Source organism: Cylindrospermum stagnale PCC 7417, from assembly GCF_000317535.1.
GTDB classification, from domain to species: domain Bacteria; phylum Cyanobacteriota; class Cyanobacteriia; order Cyanobacteriales; family Nostocaceae; genus Cylindrospermum; species Cylindrospermum stagnale.
The window spans coordinates 877,104-898,511 of record NC_019757.1 but is presented as its reverse complement, the minus strand read 5'-3'; the positions used below and the strand labels follow the sequence as shown (position 1 = coordinate 898,511).

Here is a 21,408-nt window from a genome sequence, read left to right as displayed (position 1 = left end):
GTCCTAATTACCCTGATAACTGCCATACTTACCGACGTGTAGCAGGAAAATGAGAAATAAATGCTACATTAAACCATGAGGCTTGGCCACAAATTAACCAATAATTACTGTTGCTATGTTAGAAAACGGCCCACCAGAGTTGAAAGAACAGCCCAAATTTGGAGCATCTTTATTTAAGTGGACTGAGTATTTCTCCAGTAAGGAAGGAGAGATAACTCCAAGCATGAGTACTTTTATCTTGATCTGGTTTGGTCAAGTGTTATCTTTAGTTGGCTCACGCACAACCAGTTTTGCTCTCAGTATTTGGGTTTACCAGCATACTAACTCAACTACCCAATTCACTCTCCTGATTCTATCAACGACCTTACCAGCGATTTTGATCTCTCCCATTGCTGGAGTGTTTGTCGATCGCTGGAGTCGTCGCTGGATTATGATTATTAGTGACTTCTGTGCTGGTCTGTGTACCCTAACTATTGCCTGGTTATTTGTTAGTGATAATTTAGAAGTCTGGAATCTGTGCCTAATTAGTGCTATTAGTTCTGGTTTCAGTACTTTTCAAGGGCTTGCCTATTCTTCAGCGACTACATTACTCGTACCTAGAGAACAACTTGGTCGTGCTAGTTCGATGACGCAGATTAGGTTGTCTATTGCGGAAATCCTCTCACCTGCGCTGGCCGCTGCACTGCTGGTAACTGTCGAAATTTCGGGAGTTGTTGTCATTGATTTGATAACTTTGTGCTTTGCTCTGGTGTGTTTGCTAGTGGTTAAATTCCCTGAAGTTCAGACCACAGAAGCTAATCGAGAGGAGGTTGGGTTGTTCTCTTCATTCTGGCAAGAAGTGACCTTTGGATGGCATTATTTGATCGAGCGCCCTGGACTTATTGGCTTAGTAGTTTTTGTTGCTATCAGCAACTTTCTCATTGGTAGTGATGAAGCTCTAACCACACCTATGGTACTTTCCTTCACCTCAATGGAATCTTTGGGGACAATCTCTTCTATTGCTAGTTCTGGAATGTTAGTCGGCAGTTTCATTATGAGCATTTGGGGGGGAATAGAGCGCCTGATCAATATTATATTTATCTCGATGTTTTTTTTGGGTTTATTATATGTGTTAGCGGGCTTGCGCCCTGAGCCAATTCTGTTTACGATCGCTGAGTTCTTTATATTTTTTATAATCCCAATCGTTAATGGTGCAATCCAAGTAATTTACCAAAAGAAAGTTGCTCCAGAAGTACAAGGAAAGGTCTTTGCATTCCGCACTGCGGTTACTCAGGGTTTTCTGCCGCTTTCTTATCTGATTGCAGGGCCACTAGCTGACCAAGTTTTTGAACCGTTGATGGCGGCTGATGGGTTGGGAGCAGCCAGTATTGGACAAATTATTGGTGTTGGGCCTGGTCGCGGTATTGGTTTGATGCTGATCATCATGGGCCTATTTAGCATCGTTTTCACTTTCATTGCCTACTTGTATCCCCGTCTGCGTCTGCTGGAAGATGAGTTACCGGATACAAGTCCTTTCTCGGATCAACATTCCCATTAACGAGAGGTAACGGGGAAAAGACCGAATTGTTCCGTTTTCTGTAGGTCTTACTGGTACTTGCAAAGACGCTGAGGCAGGGGAGAAGAGAAAATAATTCCCTCATCTCCCTTCCCTTGTCTACTTAATGGTGGTGATGATGGTGATGATGTTCAGCTAACTGGGGATTAATTGCCTTTGCTTGTTCTTGCATCAATTCAGCAATATGAGCATTGGCCCATTCAGCGGCCATCGATAGAAATTGTGGATTGTCGTTAACACAAGGCATTTGCACATAGTCCACACCGGAATACTGTTTCTCTAAAGCATGGATGATGTGGTGGACATCTAACAGGGTTTCGTGGTTTTCTGTTGCAAAGCCAATGGGCATAAAGAGGATGATCTTTGCACCCAATTGAATCAGGTTTTTAGCCGCTTGGGTGGCATCTGGCTGAGTCCATTCGATTAGGGGTGTGTCATGGTTGAGCCAACCCACCGATATTAAGGGATAGCGGTTAATTAACTCTTCCCGTACTAAATCATACAGTGTCTGACTTTCAACAATCCCAGAGGTGAATCCTTTGGCTTTGTGAGGACAACCGTGATTCATTAACACAATGCCGATTTGGGAAGGTAGATAAGCTGCTGCTACGTCAGCATTGATTTTCTCCTCAACCAAACGCGCCATCAATTTGATGTATTCTGGTTCGTTGTAGAAAGAAGGAATATAGCGTATTCCTTTTACCCAACTTTCATCACCATCAGCCAATTCGGCGAAGGCATTATTAACTTGCTCGATAGCAATGCCACTGGTAAAGATGGAATCCACAACCAGTAGTGGATAAATTAAGATTTTATCAAAGCCTTGGTTTTTGATTTCTGCCAGAACTTGATTCGGCAGGAAGGGAGCGCAGAAGTTGAAGGCTTTAAAGACTTGGACACCACCGCCCCACTTGTGTTGTAATTCGTGTTCAATACCAGCCCGTTGCTGTTCAAAGATGGCATTGTGTGGGGAGATAAAATCGTGGTGTGTGTGTCCCCACTCATGGCGATCGAATAGCGCCAAAAGCTTTGCTAGGGGGGGATAAATCCAGGTTGGGACTGGTGCGAATTTTGCTGTGAGTAGATTTAAAGCCTGTTCGTTATAGTTAGCGAAATCTTCGTAGCTTTCGACTTCGCCGTAGCCCATGAGCAATACGGCTACACGGTCTTGACCTGATAGATGCTCGTGGGTGTGTTGCAGTTGGTCTTTTATTTGGGGCGTGGCAACCACAATGAATTCCTCAATATGACCTAAATGGAGAGAGAGTGATGGAATAACTTAATCGTTTCCCATACTCGTACGATATTATCCCATCCGGGGGGATAGGATAAGCACAAGAATTAAAACAATCTTGCAAAAGACATACTACGGTTATTACTGGATACTGAAGTCTGGGTATTTATTCCTCAGTACCTGATGTGTGTCTCTGCTAAAGGTTAATAGACACCAGAGACTGGTTTGAGTTATTTATAGAAGATTCAGATTATATTTTTAGGGACAAAATTTCCTGACTACCGTAAACTTCATGTTATATTTAAGACAATTAAGATTCCTAAATAAGAGCTTTGTGAAAGCTGCTAATAAAAAAGCCAAATGAAGATCATTATTTGCCCTGGAATCCATGATCCAGAACTTACGCAAAGCTTTATTGCAGAGTGGTTAAATCTGGTTGCTGATGGCGCAATGAGTCAATATGCCGAGAATATACTGGTTTTTCCGGGACAGGGTCTTTTGAGTTTATCAGCATTTCATATTTTAGACTTTTTATGCGATCGCTTGGGGAATGAGCTAAAATCGCCAGTTATATTCGTTAGCTTTAGTGCTGGTGTAGTGGGAGCGATCGCCGCTGCTGTGAAGTGGCAACTATTGGGCGGTCATGTCAAAGCATTTATTGCTATAGATGGATGGGGGATGCCCCTATGGGGTAATTTTCCGATTCATCGACTGAGTCATGATTATTTCACCCATTGGACTTCAACTTTGCTGGGTGGTGGGCAAAATAGTTTTTACGCCTCTCCAGCAGTTGATCATTTAGCGATGTGGCGATCGCCCCAAATTGTTAAAGGCTCCTGGGTAGATCCATCTAGCGAATTTTCCTCGTCGCCCAAAAGCAGCCTGACTGCCGCTGAATTTTTGCATCTGCTGGTAAAACACTATGAAGAAAAATAATCCGGACAACAAAGTGGGCAAGCAGGAGTGAGAAATAGCGGGTTATGCCGTTCTGAGTGGTCAGTTGTGATTAATTATTCTGATTTGCCCCTGCCCCCTGCTCATCCTGCTTCATCTACCCTAGTCAATATTCCCAAGTATCTGAATGTTTCCCACTGAACCTGCTGCTGTTAATAACGGCTTTGGCGCACTACTAAAAAATCGTGGTTTTATGCTTCTGTGGATTGGGCAATTAATTTCCCAATTAGCAGATAAGGTATTCTTCGTGTTGATGATTGCCTTACTAAAGCTCTACCTACCTGCTAATGAAGTGGGCGACAACGGGCGCTTCTTTTTGTATATGGCATTTACCGTACCAGCAATTTTGTTTGGCTCTGCTGGCGGCGTGATTGTTGATCGCGTACCGAAAAAACTGATCATGGTTGGCTCGGATGCGGTGCGCGGTGTATTGATGTTGTTGATTCCATTTTTACCACGGGAGTTTCTGATTCTGTTGATCTTCACCTTTGCCATCTCTACCGTGACGCAGTTTTTTGCCCCAGCAGAGCAAGCAGCTATCCCCCTTTTGGTAAAGCGAGAGGGTTTAATGGCTGCCAATGCCTTATTTAGCAGCACGATGATGGGAGCCTTAATTGTTGGTAATGCGGTGGCTAGTCCGATGTTGGATTGGTTTGAAAGCTTAAACAAAGGTTTTGGTAAAGAGATGGTGGTAGGTGGCTTATACCTGCTGTCTGCCTTGATCATGATGCCGATTCATTTTAAAGAACACAGACACATTGACCCAGAGGCAGAAGCAGTTAATCCCTGGACTGAATTCGTACAGGGCTTGCGCTATCTCCAAAAAAATCGGCTGGTGTGGAATGCCATGCTGCAAATTGTCACTTTATACTGCGTGTTTGCAGCGCTCATAGAATTAGCGATTGGAATGGCGGCGAGGTTACACTTGGAACCAAGAGATTTTAGCTTTTTCGTGGCATCTGCTGGGGTGGGGATGGTTATAGGTGCGGCAATTCTTGGGCACTTTGGTCATAAATTACATCACTTGCCCCTGCCTTTAATTGGGTTTTTGATTATGGCCCTGGCGTTAGGGTTGTTTATTTTTGTTCAGAACCTACCCCTAGCCCTTGGACTTTGTATCTTTTTGGGTGTAGGTGCAGCCTTAGTTAACGTGCCAATGCAAACTTTAATTCAGCAACAAACAGTGCCAGAAATGCATGGTAAAGTATTTGGTTTTCAAAATCATGCCATTAATATTGCCCTGACGGCACCCCTGCTGATTACGACAAAGCTAGTTAACGCCTTCGGTTTATCAATTGTGCTTTTAGGAATGAGTGTTGTGGTTGCCGCTGTCGGCGTCTGGTGCTCTGGCAAAATACCCGGCCAGTCTTGCAAGATGTGATTTAAAAAAGCTAGAGTGATAGTTTATTCTTATGCTTACACTGGAAATAATGTAAGTATTTAATTTAATTTTCCATTAAAATGAATTCTTAAGCACAGAATCTAAGCATTAACTTTAGCTATAGTCTGAGGTTCATAGTGAGATCGCTCTCCCCCATCAGTCCCGCGCAATCTGAGAATCAAACCCAGTCCCCTATCTCTAACTCCCAAGTCGTTACGCCCAAACGTGCATCTGGTGGGTTTGCCCTACTGGATAGCCTACTGCGGCATGGTGTTGAATATATTTTTGGTTATCCCGGTGGAGCGATTCTGCCGATTTATGACGACCTATATAAAGTAGAAGCTACTGGTGCTATTAAGCATATTTTGGTAAGACACGAACAAGGCGCATCCCATGCTGCCGACGGCTACGCCCGGGCTACGGGTAAAGTAGGAGTTTGCTTTGGTACTTCAGGACCAGGAGCAACTAACTTGGTAACAGGTATCGCCACTGCCTACATGGACTCAATTCCGATGATTGTGGTGACGGGACAAGTGCCACGAGCATCAATTGGTACAGATGCGTTTCAGGAAACGGATATCTATGGCATTACCCTACCAATTGTCAAACACTCCTATGTAGTGCGTGACCCCAAAGACATGGCGCGAATTGTCGCCGAAGCATTCCACATCGCCAGCACAGGGCGTCCGGGACCAGTTTTGATTGATGTTCCCAAAGATGTGGCTTTAGAACAATTTGACTATCTGCCTGTAGCACCGGGTGCGGTGAAGTTACCTGGGTATCGTCCCACTGTGAAAGGGAATCCACGCCAAATTAATGCAGCAATCCAGTTAATTCGGGAAAGCCGCCGGCCGTTGTTGTATGTGGGTGGAGGTGCGATCGCTGCCAATGCACATGAAGAAGTAAAAAAACTGGCGGAGTTATTTAATATCCCCGTCACCACAACCTTGATGGGAATCGGTGCTTTTGACGAACATCATCCCCTGTCTTTGGGAATGTTGGGGATGCATGGCACCGCCTACGCTAACTTTGCCGTCACAGATTGTGATTTGCTAATTTGCGTCGGGGCCAGATTTGACGATCGCGTCACCGGCAAGTTAGATGAATTCGCCTCCCACGCCAAAGTAATTCACATCGACATCGATCCGGCAGAAGTTGGTAAAAACCGCGTTCCCGAAGTGCCCATCGTCGGTGATGTCAAGAACGTCTTGACTGACTTGTTACGTCGTTGTCAAAGTGCCAACGCCAAGGCTACACCTAACCAAAACCAAGAGTGGTTGAACCTAATTAACCGTTGGCGGGAAGAATATCCCCTAGTGGTGCCCCACTATCCCGACAGTATGTCACCCCAAGAGGTGATTGTGGAAATTGGTCGCCAAGCCCCCCATGCTTTCTACACCACCGATGTTGGTCAACATCAAATGTGGGCGGCACAATTCCTCAAGAATGGCCCCAGACGCTGGATTTCCAGTGCCGGATTGGGAACAATGGGTTTTGGGGTGCCGGCGGCTATGGGTGCAAAAGTGGCGTTTCCAGATGATGAAGTCATCTGTATCAGCGGCGATGCCAGTTTCCAAATGTGTTTACAGGAATTAGGAACACTAGCACAATATGGTATAAATGTCAAAACAGTCATTATGAACAATGGCTGGCAGGGGATGGTTCGCCAGTGGCAGCAAGCCTTCTACGGTGAACGTTACTCTTGTTCAAACATGGAAGTAGGGATGCCAGACATTGAATTGTTGGCTCAAGCTTATGGGATTAAGGGGATGGTGATTCGCAATCGGGATGAGTTGCCAGATGCGATCGCCACCATGTTGGCACACAATGGCCCAGTGATTGTGGATGCCCAAGTCACCAGAGATGAAAATTGCTATCCCATGGTAGCCCCCGGCAAGAATAACGCTCAAATGATCGGTTTGCCTAAGCAGACACCAAAAGCCGCAGTAGAATCAGTGCATTGTAGTAACTGCGGCTCGAAAAACCCCCCCAATCACAATTTCTGTGCTGAGTGTGGGACGAAGTTATAAGACTTTTTAACGTTTTTTGACGCAGAGGATACACACCTCTGCGTTTTTTGTTTGTCAACTCACAGCATCTTTAACTTTGCGCTTTTTTAAGAAACTAGACATAAATGGCCGCTCAAAAAATAAGTAAAACCAATAGGCAATGACTACCGACATTACCGTACCTATTAAGTAAGATGCTGCCGCAAACGTATTTGGGGAAATTGGCAGATGAAATAAGAAGTAACGCACGAATACTAAAACTGGCCCATGAATCAGATATAAACTATAAGAAAATGTACCAAGTGCGATCGCCCAAGGATGTTGTAAAAGTCTTAGTACTAAAGATGGCCGTTTGCCCTCAATTATAGACTTGGTAAAAGAAATAAATAAACAAGCAAAGGCAAGTCCAGCAAAACTCTGATTAATCCATATATGCAAACCTAGCCGTCGCCACTCAGTTAAGAAAGCGAAACAAGTGAATATTATAGCAAGCCTTCCCCAAGGTAGGGAATTTCTCATAGCCACTAACTTGGGTTTTTGAGAAAATCCAATATCCGCTGCTGCCATTCCTAAACAGAAGATGCCTAGTAGCCAAGGATTGGCTGATTCAAATAATCCATTTAGCAAATATATAGGTGTTATGCCAATTACAAAGGCGATAATGACAACTGATAATAATCCGAGACGCCGCCATATAGGCAACAACAATAGCGGAAACAAAAAGTATATCTGCCATTCTGTTGCCACTGTCCACATAGGGGAGTTAATAGTTAAATATGTGCTACCACTCAGATTATGAACTAATAGCACATGAGATAAAACATCAATCAAAGAAAACTTAGGAGAGAATGAGCCAATTCCTGCCTGTTCATTCCATTGAAAACCAGTGAATTGCTCTAAGAGGAAAATAACTCCTCCTAGTAGTATACTGATGAATAAAGCCATATAGTAAGGCGGTAATATTCGCCGCGCTCTCCTCTTAATATAATTAACAAAACTTCCTGATAATTGGCTATTTTCAGAACGAACTACTGGCAGCATTAAAACATAGCCAGAAAGAACAATAAAACTGATAACACTAAATGCACCATATTTCATGGTTCTTACAAAGAAAGTCCAAAATACAGATAATTGATCAGCAATTAATGGTTCAACGTGGACAAGAACAACGTACAGAGATGCCAATCCACGCAAGCCATCCAAATAAGGTAAATGGAGCCTCTTATCAGTAAAGTTTTCTGTAATTTTAGTCATTAACTTAATCTCCTACTATCTTTTAGCTGATAGATACTTTGATTTCTTATTAAGAGTAGAGGTGCAGTTAATTAAGGATGTATTATTCTCGGATCTTCTATTAAAGAGAAATTGTGCAAGGAGTTAGTGTGTGTTTGCCTATTTCCAGAGCACATTACCCAGGCTAACCTTGTACAAGCTAAGGAAAGAAGGTGATAGATGAAATTCTCTAGCCTTCATGATTTACTTGCCGTAGCAGCTTTTGATAACTTGTGCAGGTACGCGCACAGTTACCGAGAAAGGGATAATAGCTAATTATTTAATTATTATTTGGTAGTGTACTTTTTTGGAAATAAGAACAATTAATTTTGATTTTCATGACTCATTAGCACCGAAGTCTAATCCTTTGCCACAAAATCAAATATATAACTCTTGATGTGTATGAGTTAGCAATTTGACAAGCTATTAGAATTCAGATACTTAGTTACAAAATATCAAAATACTTATTTTAATTCAGTTACATCTTTTTGATCTCTGCCAAAATATGAGTGAAATTTACTCATTCTTATCGAGATGTAATTGTTGAATTATTCATGAAATTTCCAAGCAAGTACAAGCACATCAGATCAGGGGGGTGTGTCTCCAACTTCAGCCATCACATTGAAGTTAACCATCGGAGCGAACAAATAAACACTTCCCCGATTACTATAACGACTTCCTTGCAGCCAGTTTTTAGAATGTGCCGCTGTTGTAATCATGATGTGCCAAGAGAATTTACATATTCACTAAAGCGCCTTGATAGTGACACAAGTAGTGTACTTCCACCATGCTAAAAGAGAGTTAGGAAATTAATGTCAAGGAATAGTAAAGTTTAAAGATAAATTATAAAGTTTTATAGGTAAACGTAATTTTATGTCCAGTAATTTCCTAATTTAAAGATATCAATGTTACTGCCCAATAGTTACTGTAAATTAAATAGATAACAGCGATGAATCAGAGTAAATACAGATATAAAAAAGCGACCAGTATTCTGTATTCGGTGCTTTTTAAAACCTGAAGCTTTACTAAACATTTCTGGAGATTAGCTGCAAATTTATATTCTCAATAAATAAATCAGAAATATAAGATTGTATGGCTACAAAAAACCCTACAGATGCCTTATTTTCTCGTTGGCAGCACACACTCCAACCCTTTGGTGTTGACCAAGTAGCAGCAAAGCAAGCCTTTACTAGGCTAGTTGAAGCTTATTCTAGCTGCGAACGGCATCGCAATTATCACACAATAAAACACATTGCTCACGTCCTCAGCACCATTGACACCTTACAAGCCTGCGCCCAAAACTTACCTGCTGTACAACTTGCCGCCTGGTTTCATGATGTAGTCTATAACACTCACGCTCAAGATAATGAAGAAAGAAGTGCTGACTATGCTAGTGATGTGCTGAGGAACTTGGGAATTTCATCTAGTAATATTACTAATATCACTCGTTTAATTCTGCAAACTAAGCACCAAGCTGCCGCCGATGACTTTGATAGCCAAGTGTTACTAGATGCAGATTTAGCGATTTTGGCTGCTGACCCAGTTCAGTATCAAGAATACGCTAATGCCATTCGCCAGGAATATAGCTGGGTATCAGAAGCGGACTATATTGCAGGTAGAAGGCAGATTTTAGAACGATTTTTGCAGCGTCCGCGTATCTACTTTACGCCTTTAATGTTTGAGATATCTGAACCATCTGCCAGATCAAATCTTCAAGCAGAAATTCAAATCCTGATACAAACAGGCAATTAAGGCGATGCTGGGAATGTCCAGTGGTTTCATTTAGTTATTCACGATTACAGAAAATTTAAACTCGACCTAAAAGAGGTTTGAATTTTTCTTCCCTAGTTTTTCCCGATCGTTATTTAACCTGAAAAATAACCGAAACTAGCCATCACACTTTTTTTCCTGTTCTTCGTGCTATTCTCGTGTTGGCTAAAGAACATTTACGCGGTGTGAGCCATTGAGAAGTTTCGGAAATTTTTACTGAAAAATTTGAGTATAACTATCTGCAATTAAAAGAGAAAAAGAGGTTTATGAACATAACAGCTCAGAATCTGACATTGGGTCATCTTACCGCATTGCCAGTCTCATCTCCCCCGAAAAAAATCGCTCTCCAGATAGGGCTTATTGACAAATAGGTAGGATTTATTGACAAAAATAGACCTATATTTTTCAACCATAAATTGCTTCGTTCTTTATCTCATAAGCTTTTTAACCTATTTCGTCGCCCCATCAGCGAACAGACTTTAAACTCTCAGCCTTTTGCACCAAAAAGTCGGTAAAGATACTCATAACAGTGCGCTGACGTAGCTTAATATTGGCATTAACAGACATACCAGATTGTAAGGGAACTTGGCGCTGATTAATCAGCAAAGTTTGCCCATCCAGACGAACCTTAGCCGCAAAACGCCAGAACTGATAAACCTGGTCAGGAGGCAAAGCATCAGAACCAATCTCAACTAACTCACCTTGAATATCGCCATATTCTTGAAACGGAAAAGAATCAATTCTCACATCTACAGTTTGTCCTGCTTTTACAAAACCGATATCGCGATTAGTAATATAAACATTAGCCACCAAACTCCCACTAGGAACTACCTTGAGAATCGGTTCACTAGGATTAACCACAAACCCTGGAGCCTTAGCCTTGAGTTCAAAAACTATCCCATCCACAGGCGACTTAAGTTGCTGATATTTCAGAGTTTCTTGTGCTTGAGTTAACTTACTATCTAAATCACCAATTTGACTATTAATTTCATAAAGGCGCTTTGTATTATCAACAATCATCTTAGTCAATTGACTATCAATTTCTGCAATAGTTTGATCATTAGCCGTGATTTTAGCTAACAAATCCTCTTGGGATAATGCTGCGGTATTGCGGCTTTTCTCACGAGATTGAGCGATCGCCACTCGTTGGCGTTGTCCACCAGATAGAGCTGAACCTCGTTCCCCGACACGGGTGTTATAGCCACTGGGCAACGACATAATAAAGTCATGGGCAAATGCTACCTTAGCGGCGGCAATAATTTCTTCATCGCTAGCATCAGGACAAGCCAAGGCAATATTTTCGCGCACCGTGCCATCAAACAACAGCGTATCTTGCAGCACCATGCCAATTTGAGTGCGGAGTGAATAAAGTTCAACTTTGCTGATGTCGTAGCCATCAATTAAAATTTTGCCGGACTTGGGTTCATAAAGTCGGGGTAGTAACTTGAGCAGTGTACTTTTCCCAGAACCGCTTTGACCGACAATCCCCACAAAGGAACCCGCAGGGAAATCTAAGTTGATATTGCACAGTTGCAGTGGGCCATTTTCCCGGAAACTAAAGGAGAGATTTTCGTAGCGCACACTGCCTTGAATACTAGGCATGAGGATATTTTGGCTATCGGTTTCTGTCTCTTGGGGAGTGTCCAAGATATCGGCGAGGCGTTGTAGAGACAAAGCAGTTTCTTGGAAGTTCTGCCAGAGTTGCACCAAGCGCAACAGGGGGCTAGAAACATAACCAGCTAAGATCCGGAAGGCGATGAGTTGCCCTAGTGTCAGTTGGTGATTGAGAACCAGATAAGCTCCCACCCATAACACCAGCATACTAGAGAGCTTGTTAAGGAAGTTGCTAATGGAACCGACAGTAGTTTGGGTAGAGACTGTTTTGAAGCCTGCACTGATGTAACGAGCATAACGTTCTTGCCATTGCCAGCGCGATCGCATTTCTAAATTTTGCGCCTTGACTGTTTGCATTTCTCCCATGATTTCCACTAGGTAAGATTGCGTCTCGGCGTTGCGTTCGGCTTTTTGTTGTAATTGTCGCCGCATCAACGGTGACACCATCAAGTTAAGCAAAGCGAACATCGGTATTGTTGCCAAAGCAACTAAGGTCAGTGCTGGGCTATAAATCGCCATCACCAAAATATAAACTACCGAAAATACTGCATCCATCACCACAGTCAAGGCTGTACCGGTGAGGAATGAGCGGATATTTTCTAGTTCATGAATGCGTGTTGCCAATTCCCCCACGGGACGGCACTCAAAATAAGATAATGGCAGCCGCAACAAGTGATTGATAACTTCAGAACCTAATGAGAGGTCAATTCGGTTGGTGGTATCAGTAAACAAATGGGTGCGGAGATTGGTGAGGACTGCTTCCGCCACTGCCACCACGAGTAAAAATATGCCGAATACTTCTAGAGTATCTGGACTATTACCGACTATCACTTTGTCGATAATTACTTGGGTGACTAAAGGGTTTACTAGCCCAAATACTTGGATAACAATGGAAGCAACCAGGACTTCAGTTAAAACTTTCCGATAGCGCCGCAGTGCAGGGACAAACCATTGCAGACTAAATCTAGCTTTGGGGGTGTTTTTGGTGGGTTGCAGTAGTAGTACTTCCCCTTCTTCACCCCAGGTTTCGGCAAAGTCTTTGGCTTTGCGGCGTAATAGTCCCATTTCTGGGACGGCTATTAGTAATTCTTGGTTACTGTTTTTGTAGATGATGGCAAAACTGTCTTGCCAGGAAATCATGACTGGTGCTTGCAAGCGACTAACTGCGGATGCTGGTACTTTCACCATTTGTGTAGTTAAACCGATCAACTCAGCAACAGCACCGCAATATTGCAGAGATATGCTACCTGTTTGTGTTTGTTGCTTCGTCAACACCCGCCGCACTGTATCTTTGCGAAAAGGGATATTAAAATATTGGCTTAACATTTGGAAGCAAGCCAAAGATGCATCTAACGGACCTCTACCTCGGACACAAGGATATTTTTGTTTATTGTCTGATGCTGCTGGTTCTGGTGTAATGTTAATTTCTGGGGCGTAGGCAATTGGGGTTAACTTTGCCAGTTTTGGGGCTGGTTGTTTACCGAGTAAAGTTTTGGGTAACCCCAGCAGACGCATCGGTGCAGGAAATTTCAGCTTGGGGTTGAGATATTCTGATTCTAGGCAACTACCCACAGGAAATTCTGCACTAGAACTACCACTAATTAACCACAAATATTCTGAATCTAACTGGGGTGATGCTTGGCGAGTCGTGATTGTTTTGGCGATCGCATTTGGGTTGACTGCTTGAGTCAGCTTCACCAAATTTTGGCTACCGTCGGCGCAACGATGCAGTTCAGCTTGGAGTAATTCATAGACTTCAATCAAAGAAGCAGTTTGATATAATGCTTGAGCAAAAGCCGATTCCTGCTGCATCAATGCCAAAAAATCTGCAACAGGTAGATTAATGGTGATGACTTCGCTAGAAGCGATCGCAGTTTCACAAGCTACTCCCCGCACATGACTTACCCAGCCCAAAACTTCCCCAGCCGAGAGTAGCTTGAGTGTTGCCGGATTAGCTTTGCCGAATTCATAGCCTAAAAGCCGCGCCTGACCTTCATAGATAATAATAATTTGCTCTGGCATTGCTTCCCGTGCCACTATCAGCTGACCCATGCGGTAGCGAAATAACTGCACTTTGTTGAGCAAGTTTTCTAATATATTTAATGGTAGATAATTAAAAGGAAACAGTCCTGCAATAAATTGTTGAAGATCAACACTAGTATTTGTCTCGGTTTGAGCTACCTTCACCTTGTCAGTTACCATTGCCAAATCCTGTGAACTGTCTTCAGATTAGAGTGCGATCGGGAAGAACTAGGGAAGGACAATAGGATTTTGAATTTTACGGAAAGTATGAGCAGAGATTTCCTCGGCTCGTAACTTCCCCAGACGAATTTTGAATTGGTATCATGCTGCTAAATTTTCCATCGCTTTTACTGGCGGCGGTTTAATACCCATCCATATTTGTTCCCGTGGGGAAAGTTGAGATAATTGCTGCTGATACCAAACTGTAAAATTTTCTTTGAGCAGTCTTTGACGCATAAATTCATCTAAACGTGCTGGAATGACTTGTTCAATACGTACAATCGCCAGCCATTCTCCGAAACGTACAGGGGGTTGAACTTCCCCAACGGGAATGGTATATAGTAGATTTGCCAAATTTAAGGGCAAATTCCCTAACTCAACTGGGCCGATAATGCCATAGGTTTGTGCTTCTGTCCCTTGAGAATATTTCCGGGCTAACTCAGCAAAAGATTCTTCTCCTTCGCGGATACGAAAATAAAGTTCGTTAGCTATTCCGATCTTGTCAACGCGAATTAAAGAGTAAATAACTTGGTCTAGTTGTCGTTTGCGTTGCAGAAAATAAGATTCTAATTTATGACCCCAAGTCGCTTGCTTAAACTTTTCTGTTCTGAGTTTTCGCGTTGCCAAGAGTTCCAATTTCTCTTGGGTTAAATCATATTGCGATCGCCAGTTTTGCTGTTGGATTTCTGAAGTCAATTCCCAATGTTGATAAAATTCTGCACAAGCTTGAGCCGTTTCTTCAGGGGTGCAGGTAACTGATAAAATTGCTTGGTCAATAATCCTCTCGCCCAGTAATTGCGGAATTAGCTGATAGCTAGCGAGGAGGGGAATGATCTCCTCAGAGGCGATCGCGCGATCGCCTAATTGTAAAACTTTCGTCATCTCTGCCTTCCATGATTTCTATAAAATGGTATTGGAGGTATGGGGGTGCAATGCCTCCGAATAACCACTTTCTTAGTTAATAGAACTTACGCACTGTACAAATTGACTATTTTATGAGTAAATAAAATTCGGTCGATTCAGGCTTTTGGTGATTAACTTCAGATAAATAGCGTTCACTCAGGTACGGTCGGTATTCGCTAAAAAATCTTTGAAAAATCTAGTGGGAATGCCTGAAATCCACCTCACATATTTGGTATTTTCTGTCAAGGCGTAAGTTCTAAAATTTAGCCTTTTCAAAGTAGTGAAATACTGAATGGCAGAATGGAATTTTCAATCCCCATGTCACTCAAAATTTGATATGTTGATTGAGAGTTATATTTCAGCAATCCAGTAAATTCGTCAGTCACCTTGAAAAGGCTAGACCTAAATGGTGTGTAGCTTCTCGATAACCACTGGTAATTTTGATGTGGGAGAACGATTTTGCATCACTTGGGAGCTATTGCCGGGGGTTTTACCAGCGGTTATTAAGCAATTCCAATGCTATCAAAGACATCGATGTTGAGAGTATAGTTGGTAGTACCAGAATATTGGTTGACTTGCAGTAAAAATTCACCGTTGCCCTGAGTTCCAAAAGCTTGGAAAAACTCTGACTGTCCTAGATTATTAGTAGAGCGTCGAAGTTCCTCGCCTGCGTCAACGATGCCATTCTGGTTAATGTCTTGAATCAGTCGGATGTCAGCATCAGCAGTTGAGCTGATTCCTGTCAGTGAAATGTTTGCGCCCGTAAAGAGTCCCAGCGTGAAGTGGTAAACATCAGCAGTGTTTGAATTACTTACATTACCAGTACGGGTGGCATTAGATGATACAAAACCAAGTTCAACCTCTGTGGGCAGCAGGTTGCTGAAATCATTTATATTACCGGGCGCAGTTGCAGATAAGGCTAAATCATAAGTTACACCACCTTGACTACCAGCATCATAGCGCTGGACTTGGGCAAAATAAGTACCTGCATCTGCTCTGACATTAATTGCCTCATCGTCATTCAAAAACTTACCAGCAGATTGAATCAATGGATCAGTGCTGGCGTTGAATATACCATCACCATTGTCTCGATACAGTCTTAGGTCGGCATTATCGCTAGCACTAATGTCTGTAAGCGCTAGGTTAATATTTCTGGTACTACCGATTTGGAATTGAAACACATCATCGGGTTCACCTGCACTTAAAGAGAAATCATTTTTGGTAACAGCAGCGCTAGATAGAGAACCAATTTGAATAAGTGACATTTTTTTTGCTCCGGAAATTTGTTTGTTGTTTGATATAATGAGGTTGAGATAATTGCTTCCAGGTTTTTTCTGGGTTTGCTTTTCTGTCTGCCCTCGATACTTTTAAGATTAGAGAGTGATCGGGAAGAACTAGGGAAGCGCGATCGCTATTTGGAAAAAATTTTGTAATTACTCAACCTCCTTGAAAAGAGGCACAGATAAAGGTTGTCTGGAAGGATGGAAAAACTGCCCTACCTAAAACAACTATCAGATGTTTTATCCAGACAAAACTAGACAACCTTCCCGGTACTAGGAGAGCGTCAAAAAAATGCTGTGAAGAGACCGTGAAAAGACTTGCCAGTGTCGTCAGGCTAGGAGGGAGAAGAGAACTACATTCCAATCCCGACGGACATGATATAACTTATGTTTTTGCAATAGAACTCAAGACACTACTGATCTCGTCAGCCAACTTTAAGGGACGAAAGGGTTTAGCAAATACAGCAGCAATATCCAACAGAAGAAAGCTCTGTTGTTCTGAAGGTTGAACCTTTGCAGTAACCAGAATAACGGGAATATGCTGAGTTATCGGGTTCACTTTAAGTTGTTGCAGGGTTGCCCGACCATCCATATCAGGCATCATCATATCCAATAGAATGACATCAGGTTGGTTGCTTGCTGCTACGACCAAAGCTTCTTGTCCAGAACTAGCAGTTAGCACTGTCCAACCTGCTGCCATTTCTAATCCCATTTGAGCGATCGCCCGCACATCTTCTTCATCATCAACTATTAATACACATTTACTCATAAAGATTTTTTATTTAAATTGCTATTGACAGTTTTGCCTGTTTTACTCTAGTAATGGCAGAGTCAGATAGAAGATACTGCCTTGACCCAGAATGCTTTCTGCCCAAATATTACCGCCATGTTGCTCAAAAATGTTACGGCAAATAGCCAACCCTAGACCTGTGCCCCCTTTGTTGCGAGAATCGGAGGCATCTACCTGCTGAAACCGCTCAAAAATTGTCTGTAGTTTATCAGCCGGAATACCTCGTCCCTGGTCTTGAACTGTGATTTGCAAGCAATTTGGCTGCATCTGGGCACGCAGCCAAATAGTAGTACCAGGTTCGGAAAATTTGATGGCGTTGCTCAACAAGTTAGTCAGAGTTTGCAGTATCCGGTCTGGATCTACTAAGATTTCAGCCGTGATGGGTTCAACAACAAGATTGATTTGGGAGCGTTCCGCCATCGGTTGCATAACTTCTGCCGACTGGGTAAGTAGGTTGGCCGCGTTAGACTTGACCTTTTGGATGGTCAGCTTACCCGATTTTATCCGTTCCAAGTCTAAAATATCATTGACTAAACGAATCAAGCGTTCAGTGTTGGTAATAGCAATATTTAGGACTTGTTGACCTCTTGAAGTCAGCGTTCCTAGCTGTCCAGCCGCTAAAAGGTCTAAAGCTCCCACCAAAGAGGTGAGGGGGGTACGTAGTTCATGGCTAACTAAAGAGATGAATTCGTTTTCTAACCGTCGGCGCTCAGTGATATCGTTGAGAGTATTGAGGACGCACTCTCTCCCGGATAGCTCAATGAGTTCCGCAGAGAGCAAAGCAATTCTAACTTCGCCTAATTTGGTACGAAATTCAATTTCATGATTTTGCAGAGATCCTTTTTCCAAAAGTTGCCCAATTGTGCTAGCGTACTTTTGTTGATTCATTCCCAAATTGAGTTCTGTGAAGGTGTTACCAATAATTTCCTCTAGGGAATAGCCACTCATTCTCAAAAAACTACTGTTGGCATCAATAAAGCAGCCATCTGCCAGGGAAGAAATCATTATAGGACTGGGACTAGAACTAAAAGCTTTGGCAAACTTTTCCTCCGCCTGCTGGCGCTCCTGAATCTCCTGTTCTAACCTAGTATTTTGCTCTTGCAACGATGCACGCAAATTGCGAATCATCAAATGATTTTCTAAACGTGCCAGCACCTCTTCGACGTTGAAGGGTTTAGTAATGTAGTCTACGCCTCCGACTGAAAAGGCTTTCACTTTATCTAGCACGCTATCCATCGCACTCAGAAAAATTACAGGAATGTCACGAGTGATCTCATTGGCTTTGAGATGTTGACAAACCTCATAACCATTCATCTCTGGCATATTTACATCCAGCAAAATCAAGTCTGGTGGCGCTGCTTGCGCTCCCCGCAGACCGGCTGTAGCTTTGGTGACACTACGAACTTTGTAACCTTGTCCTGTCAGCATGGCAGCTAAAAGCTGCAAGTTTTCTGGAGTGTCATCAATGACTAGAATATTGGCTTTAGGTTTGTCTAATGGCTGACTATGCATCCTCTTCTCCCGTAATTAACTCAATTATTTCGTCAAAACAGAAAAGACTCACAAGCTCAGTCAGTCCTTGAGTTAAAGCGCAATGGGCTTCGGGGATTTGTTGAATCAGTTCACAAATTAGTTCGGCATCAACCTGGATGGCTGCCTCATGTAGAGCATTTATCCATGCTTCAGGCATAACAGCTAGGTCTTTTGAGGTTAGTGGCTCTACTTTAGTGACTCTTTGCGCGGTTTGCTGGCTCTCTTGCTCTTGTGCATAAAGGTACTGTACTCCCAAATGTTCAGCTATTTTATTGAAAATGACCGCTTCCCGGAATGGCTTACGGATCAGGTCGTCACAACCTGCGGCTAATATATCGGAGCGCTGTTCTTCAAAAGCACTGGCTGTGAGGGCAATAATTACTGTCCGAAAATTTTGGTCGGAGTTGTCTTTCTGGAGCCTCTGTTCTTGGGCGCGAATCTGTCGAGTTGCCTCATAACCATCCATCACAGGCATTCGCATATCCATCCAAATTAGGTGGGGATGCCATGCTTGCCACTCTTGTATTGCCTCCTGACCGTTAGTTGCCAGACGGGTTTCAAAACTAACGGCGTTGAGTAATTGTATCAATATTTTGTAATTCTCTATGCGGTCATCTACCACTAGTATTCGATACACAGGTTGATCAAGAGCCAAACTGTGTACCCGCTTTTTGGGGGTTGGTGCTGGAACTTGCGATCGCAATGCCTGTTCCACTTTAATCTCAAAATCAAAAGTAGACCCCCGATTTACCTCACTAGAGAGACTGATATCGCCTCCCATTAACTGCACAAATTGACGGCTGAGGGTCAACCCCAGTCCCGTACCTTCTTTAGATTGGAAACCACTAGCCGTTTGCACAAAGGGTTGAAAGAGTCTATCTAATTCCTCAGCCGCAATTCCTTTACCAGTATCGGCAATTTCAAAATGTAGGGAGTAGCTAGGAGAACGGGGGAGTTCTGTCCTGAAGAGTTCTTCGCCTTTAACTCGCAGCGTGACTCCTCCAGAATCGGTAAATTTAATGGCATTACCCAAAAGGTTGATCACGACTTGCCGCAGCTTACCCTCATCGGTAAAGATGTATTGCGGTAAATTTGGAGCCAGTTCAACTGTTAAGTAGAGTTTTTTCGACTGAGCTCTTACTTGGAACATTTCTTGAATAATTTGTAACAACTGGTGCAGGTCAAAGGGTTCCGGGTTGAAAACCATGCGACCAGCTTCGATTTTGGACATCTCTAACACATCGTTAATTAATTTCAGCAGGTGTTCCCCGCTGCGATTGATGGTTGCCAGAGATTCTCTCTGATGCTGAGTGAGGGCGGTATCTCGCTCCATCAACTGGGCAAAACCCAGAATAGCGTTCAGCGGGGTGCGGAGTTCGTGACTCATGTTGGCGAGAAAGACACTTTTAGCACGGTTAGCTTCAGCACTGCTTGCTGCTTCCCGTAGGGCAGATTCTTTTGCTAATCGCAATTCTTCTTCGACCTGATGTCGTGAGCGACCAATAGCAATCAGTTCTCCTATGAGTTGTAAGAGGTTAATCTCCTCCTGGCTCCAAGTTTTACGGTCATCAACGATATCCACTCCCAAAAACCCTACAACTTTACCAGCATGGATCATAGGTACAGCCACTAGAGACTGAATAACTTCTTTATACAACAGAGATTTCTTTGACGTTGCCTCTGCTGGCATATCTGCAACATGGACAACTTGTAAGCCTTGTACAGGTTTGCCACTAAGAATACAGTTGTAGAACCAGGGAAACGGCTCCACAGCACTAGTGATATTGCTAGATAATGTTTGCGCGCCATCAGTTTGCCACTCATGAACAATGTTAAACTGCTGCTGTTGCTCAGAGTATTCAAATATATAACTGCGTCTAGCCTCAAAGAATTCAGCGATCGCTTGCAGGGTAAAATTGACCGCAGTTTCTAGATTCTGGTCGATCAACTGCCGGGAAATACTGCTGAGTAACTTGTCTGCCTGTGCCCAGCGCTGCATAGCTACTTCTGCTTGCTTGCGCTCAGTAATATCTCGAAAACTCCAAACTCGTCCAACAATGCGATCGCCGTGGCATTGTCTATGGGAATAACGCTCAAAAACCCTGCCATCCTTGAGTTCTACTACGTCAAAAGCTGCCTGTTCTGGGTAATCAATTAACAGTTCCCTGGCCCTAACAATAAAGGCTTGCGAATCTCGCGTCTGTTCAGCCATAAACCTCAATCTTTCATTGCTCTGAGATGGCGATAGCAATGACTCTGGCATCGACCACATCTGTAGGAACTTGTGATTATAGACACTAAGGCTCCCATCACTACATAAAACAGCAATTCCATCTGCTGTAGACTCCAGGGTAGATTGGAGAAAAGACAGAGTTTCTGCCCGTTGCTGCTCTGTTTGTTGGTGTTCCGCTTGTATGCGCTTTGCTTGCGTGACATCCCGAATTACAAGTACAGCCGACCTTTCACCTCCTATATATTCGGCACAGTTTCCTGAAATTTCTAAAATTAAGGGGCGATATCTACTGACATGCCGCTCTGCATCTACCTCTTGTTGATATTCATATTCTGTGGTTTCATACTCGGAGCGGAGAACTTGCACATCAGGATAACAATCTGTGGCAACTGCTTGACCCGATTGTGTTAATGGTAGTACCTCATTTAGTCTCATATTCAGCACTAGAATATGAGGTAGATTCACTAATCTATCGAAAGCAGCATTACACCACTGCACTCTGCCATCATTACCCATCCAGACGATAGCATCAGCAATTGCTCCTAGTGCTACCTCCATCTTCCCTAGAGTTACCCGCAGTTGGCTAACTAAACCGTCTACATTTAAGGTCATAGATAATTTCCCAGCACATTTACTTGC

At 43.0% G+C, this 21,408-nt stretch carries 13 protein-coding genes and 1 pseudogene; 5 read left to right on the top strand and 9 right to left on the bottom strand.

Translation table 11 applies throughout. From position 1 onward, the window contains the following. Positions 1-115 precede the first annotated feature (115 nt). Positions 116-1,537 (top strand): MFS transporter, encoded by a 1,422-nt coding sequence (locus CYLST_RS03725; protein WP_015206367.1) that lies wholly within the window; start codon positions 116-118, stop codon positions 1,535-1,537. Between the two features lie 121 nt (positions 1,538-1,658). Here CYLST_RS03725 and CYLST_RS03720 read toward each other — a convergent pair whose 3' ends face one another. Next, entirely contained in the window at positions 1,659-2,786 is a 1,128-nt protein-coding gene (locus CYLST_RS03720) for a ferrochelatase (RefSeq protein WP_015206366.1), read from the bottom strand. A 363-nt stretch (positions 2,787-3,149) separates the two neighbouring features. Here CYLST_RS03720 and CYLST_RS03715 point away from each other — a divergent pair, with 363 nt between their 5' ends. The 3 genes and pseudogenes from CYLST_RS03715 to ilvB all read left to right on the top strand — a co-directional run bounded on the left by CYLST_RS03715 (position 3,150) and on the right by ilvB (position 7,154). After that, the gene (locus CYLST_RS03715) at positions 3,150-3,725 is read left to right on the top strand and encodes a hypothetical protein (protein WP_015206365.1); all 576 of its coding nucleotides are present in this window, start codon (positions 3,150-3,152) and stop codon (positions 3,723-3,725) included. A 145-nt stretch (positions 3,726-3,870) separates the two neighbouring features. Further along, a pseudogene (locus tag CYLST_RS03710) lies at positions 3,871-5,129 on the top strand (MFS transporter). 132 nt (positions 5,130-5,261) lie between these two features. Continuing rightward, on the top strand, positions 5,262-7,154 hold the full coding sequence (gene ilvB, locus CYLST_RS03705) for a biosynthetic-type acetolactate synthase large subunit (protein ID WP_015206363.1): 1,893 nt from the start codon (positions 5,262-5,264) through the stop codon (positions 7,152-7,154). Between the two features lie 54 nt (positions 7,155-7,208). On the opposite strand, the gene CYLST_RS03700 is transcribed toward ilvB, so the two are convergent. Together CYLST_RS03700 and CYLST_RS36325 are read right to left on the bottom strand one after the other, a co-directional pair. After that, the gene (locus CYLST_RS03700; RefSeq protein WP_015206362.1) at positions 7,209-8,387 is read right to left on the bottom strand and encodes an acyltransferase family protein; all 1,179 of its coding nucleotides are present in this window, start codon (positions 8,385-8,387) and stop codon (positions 7,209-7,211) included. Positions 8,388-8,992: 605 nt separating this feature from the next. Next, a complete protein-coding gene (locus CYLST_RS36325; protein WP_015206361.1) occupies positions 8,993-9,124 on the bottom strand; it encodes a hypothetical protein in 132 nt (43 codons plus the stop codon). A gap of 373 nt (positions 9,125-9,497) precedes the next feature. Here CYLST_RS36325 and CYLST_RS03695 point away from each other — a divergent pair, with 373 nt between their 5' ends. Beyond that, positions 9,498-10,157: an HD domain-containing protein gene (locus CYLST_RS03695; RefSeq protein WP_015206360.1), complete on the top strand. Its 660-nt coding sequence runs from the start codon at positions 9,498-9,500 to the stop codon at positions 10,155-10,157. Positions 10,158-10,640: 483 nt separating this feature from the next. Here the strand turns inward: CYLST_RS03695 and CYLST_RS03690 are convergent, their stop codons facing one another. The 6 genes from CYLST_RS03690 to CYLST_RS03665 form a co-directional block, all read right to left on the bottom strand. Continuing rightward, positions 10,641-13,991 (bottom strand): ABC transporter transmembrane domain-containing protein, encoded by a 3,351-nt coding sequence (locus CYLST_RS03690; protein WP_015206359.1) that lies wholly within the window; start codon positions 13,989-13,991, stop codon positions 10,641-10,643. 141 nt (positions 13,992-14,132) lie between these two features. Next, the gene (locus CYLST_RS03685; RefSeq protein WP_015206358.1) at positions 14,133-14,912 is read right to left on the bottom strand and encodes a peptidylprolyl isomerase; all 780 of its coding nucleotides are present in this window, start codon (positions 14,910-14,912) and stop codon (positions 14,133-14,135) included. 524 nt (positions 14,913-15,436) lie between these two features. Next, positions 15,437-16,198, bottom strand: coding sequence for a pre-peptidase C-terminal domain-containing protein (locus tag CYLST_RS03680; RefSeq protein WP_015206357.1), 762 nt, complete (start codon positions 16,196-16,198; stop codon positions 15,437-15,439). A gap of 400 nt (positions 16,199-16,598) precedes the next feature. After that, positions 16,599-16,982, bottom strand: a complete 384-nt coding sequence (locus tag CYLST_RS03675; RefSeq protein ID WP_015206356.1) for a response regulator — start codon at positions 16,980-16,982, stop codon at positions 16,599-16,601. A gap of 42 nt (positions 16,983-17,024) precedes the next feature. Beyond that, positions 17,025-18,515, bottom strand: a complete 1,491-nt coding sequence (locus CYLST_RS03670; protein ID WP_015206355.1) for an ATP-binding response regulator — start codon at positions 18,513-18,515, stop codon at positions 17,025-17,027. Beyond that, positions 18,508-21,381 (bottom strand): ATP-binding protein, encoded by a 2,874-nt coding sequence (locus CYLST_RS03665; RefSeq protein WP_015206354.1) that lies wholly within the window; start codon positions 21,379-21,381, stop codon positions 18,508-18,510. Before CYLST_RS03665 ends, CYLST_RS03670 begins: the two co-directional genes overlap by 8 nt. Between the last annotated feature and the right edge of the window lie 27 nt (positions 21,382-21,408).

Excerpts from the sequence above, each read along its gene's own strand:
- CYLST_RS03665 (WP_015206354.1), bottom strand. The coding sequence starts at position 21,381 with ATGACCTTAAATGTAGACGGTTTAGTTAGCCAACTGCGGGTAACTCTA.
- CYLST_RS03675 (WP_015206356.1), bottom strand. The coding sequence starts at position 16,982 with ATGAGTAAATGTGTATTAATAGTTGATGATGAAGAAGATGTGCGGGCG.
- CYLST_RS03700 (WP_015206362.1), bottom strand. The coding sequence starts at position 8,387 with ATGACTAAAATTACAGAAAACTTTACTGATAAGAGGCTCCATTTACCT.
- CYLST_RS03725 (WP_015206367.1), top strand. The coding sequence starts at position 116 with ATGTTAGAAAACGGCCCACCAGAGTTGAAAGAACAGCCCAAATTTGGA.
- CYLST_RS03695 (WP_015206360.1), top strand. The coding sequence starts at position 9,498 with ATGGCTACAAAAAACCCTACAGATGCCTTATTTTCTCGTTGGCAGCAC.
- CYLST_RS03715 (WP_015206365.1), top strand. The coding sequence starts at position 3,150 with ATGAAGATCATTATTTGCCCTGGAATCCATGATCCAGAACTTACGCAA.
- CYLST_RS03670 (WP_015206355.1), bottom strand. The coding sequence starts at position 18,515 with ATGCATAGTCAGCCATTAGACAAACCTAAAGCCAATATTCTAGTCATT.
- CYLST_RS36325 (WP_015206361.1), bottom strand. The coding sequence starts at position 9,124 with ATGATTACAACAGCGGCACATTCTAAAAACTGGCTGCAAGGAAGTCGT.
- CYLST_RS03685 (WP_015206358.1), bottom strand. The coding sequence starts at position 14,912 with ATGACGAAAGTTTTACAATTAGGCGATCGCGCGATCGCCTCTGAGGAG.
- CYLST_RS03690 (WP_015206359.1), bottom strand. The coding sequence starts at position 13,991 with ATGGTAACTGACAAGGTGAAGGTAGCTCAAACCGAGACAAATACTAGT.
- CYLST_RS03680 (WP_015206357.1), bottom strand. The coding sequence starts at position 16,198 with ATGTCACTTATTCAAATTGGTTCTCTATCTAGCGCTGCTGTTACCAAA.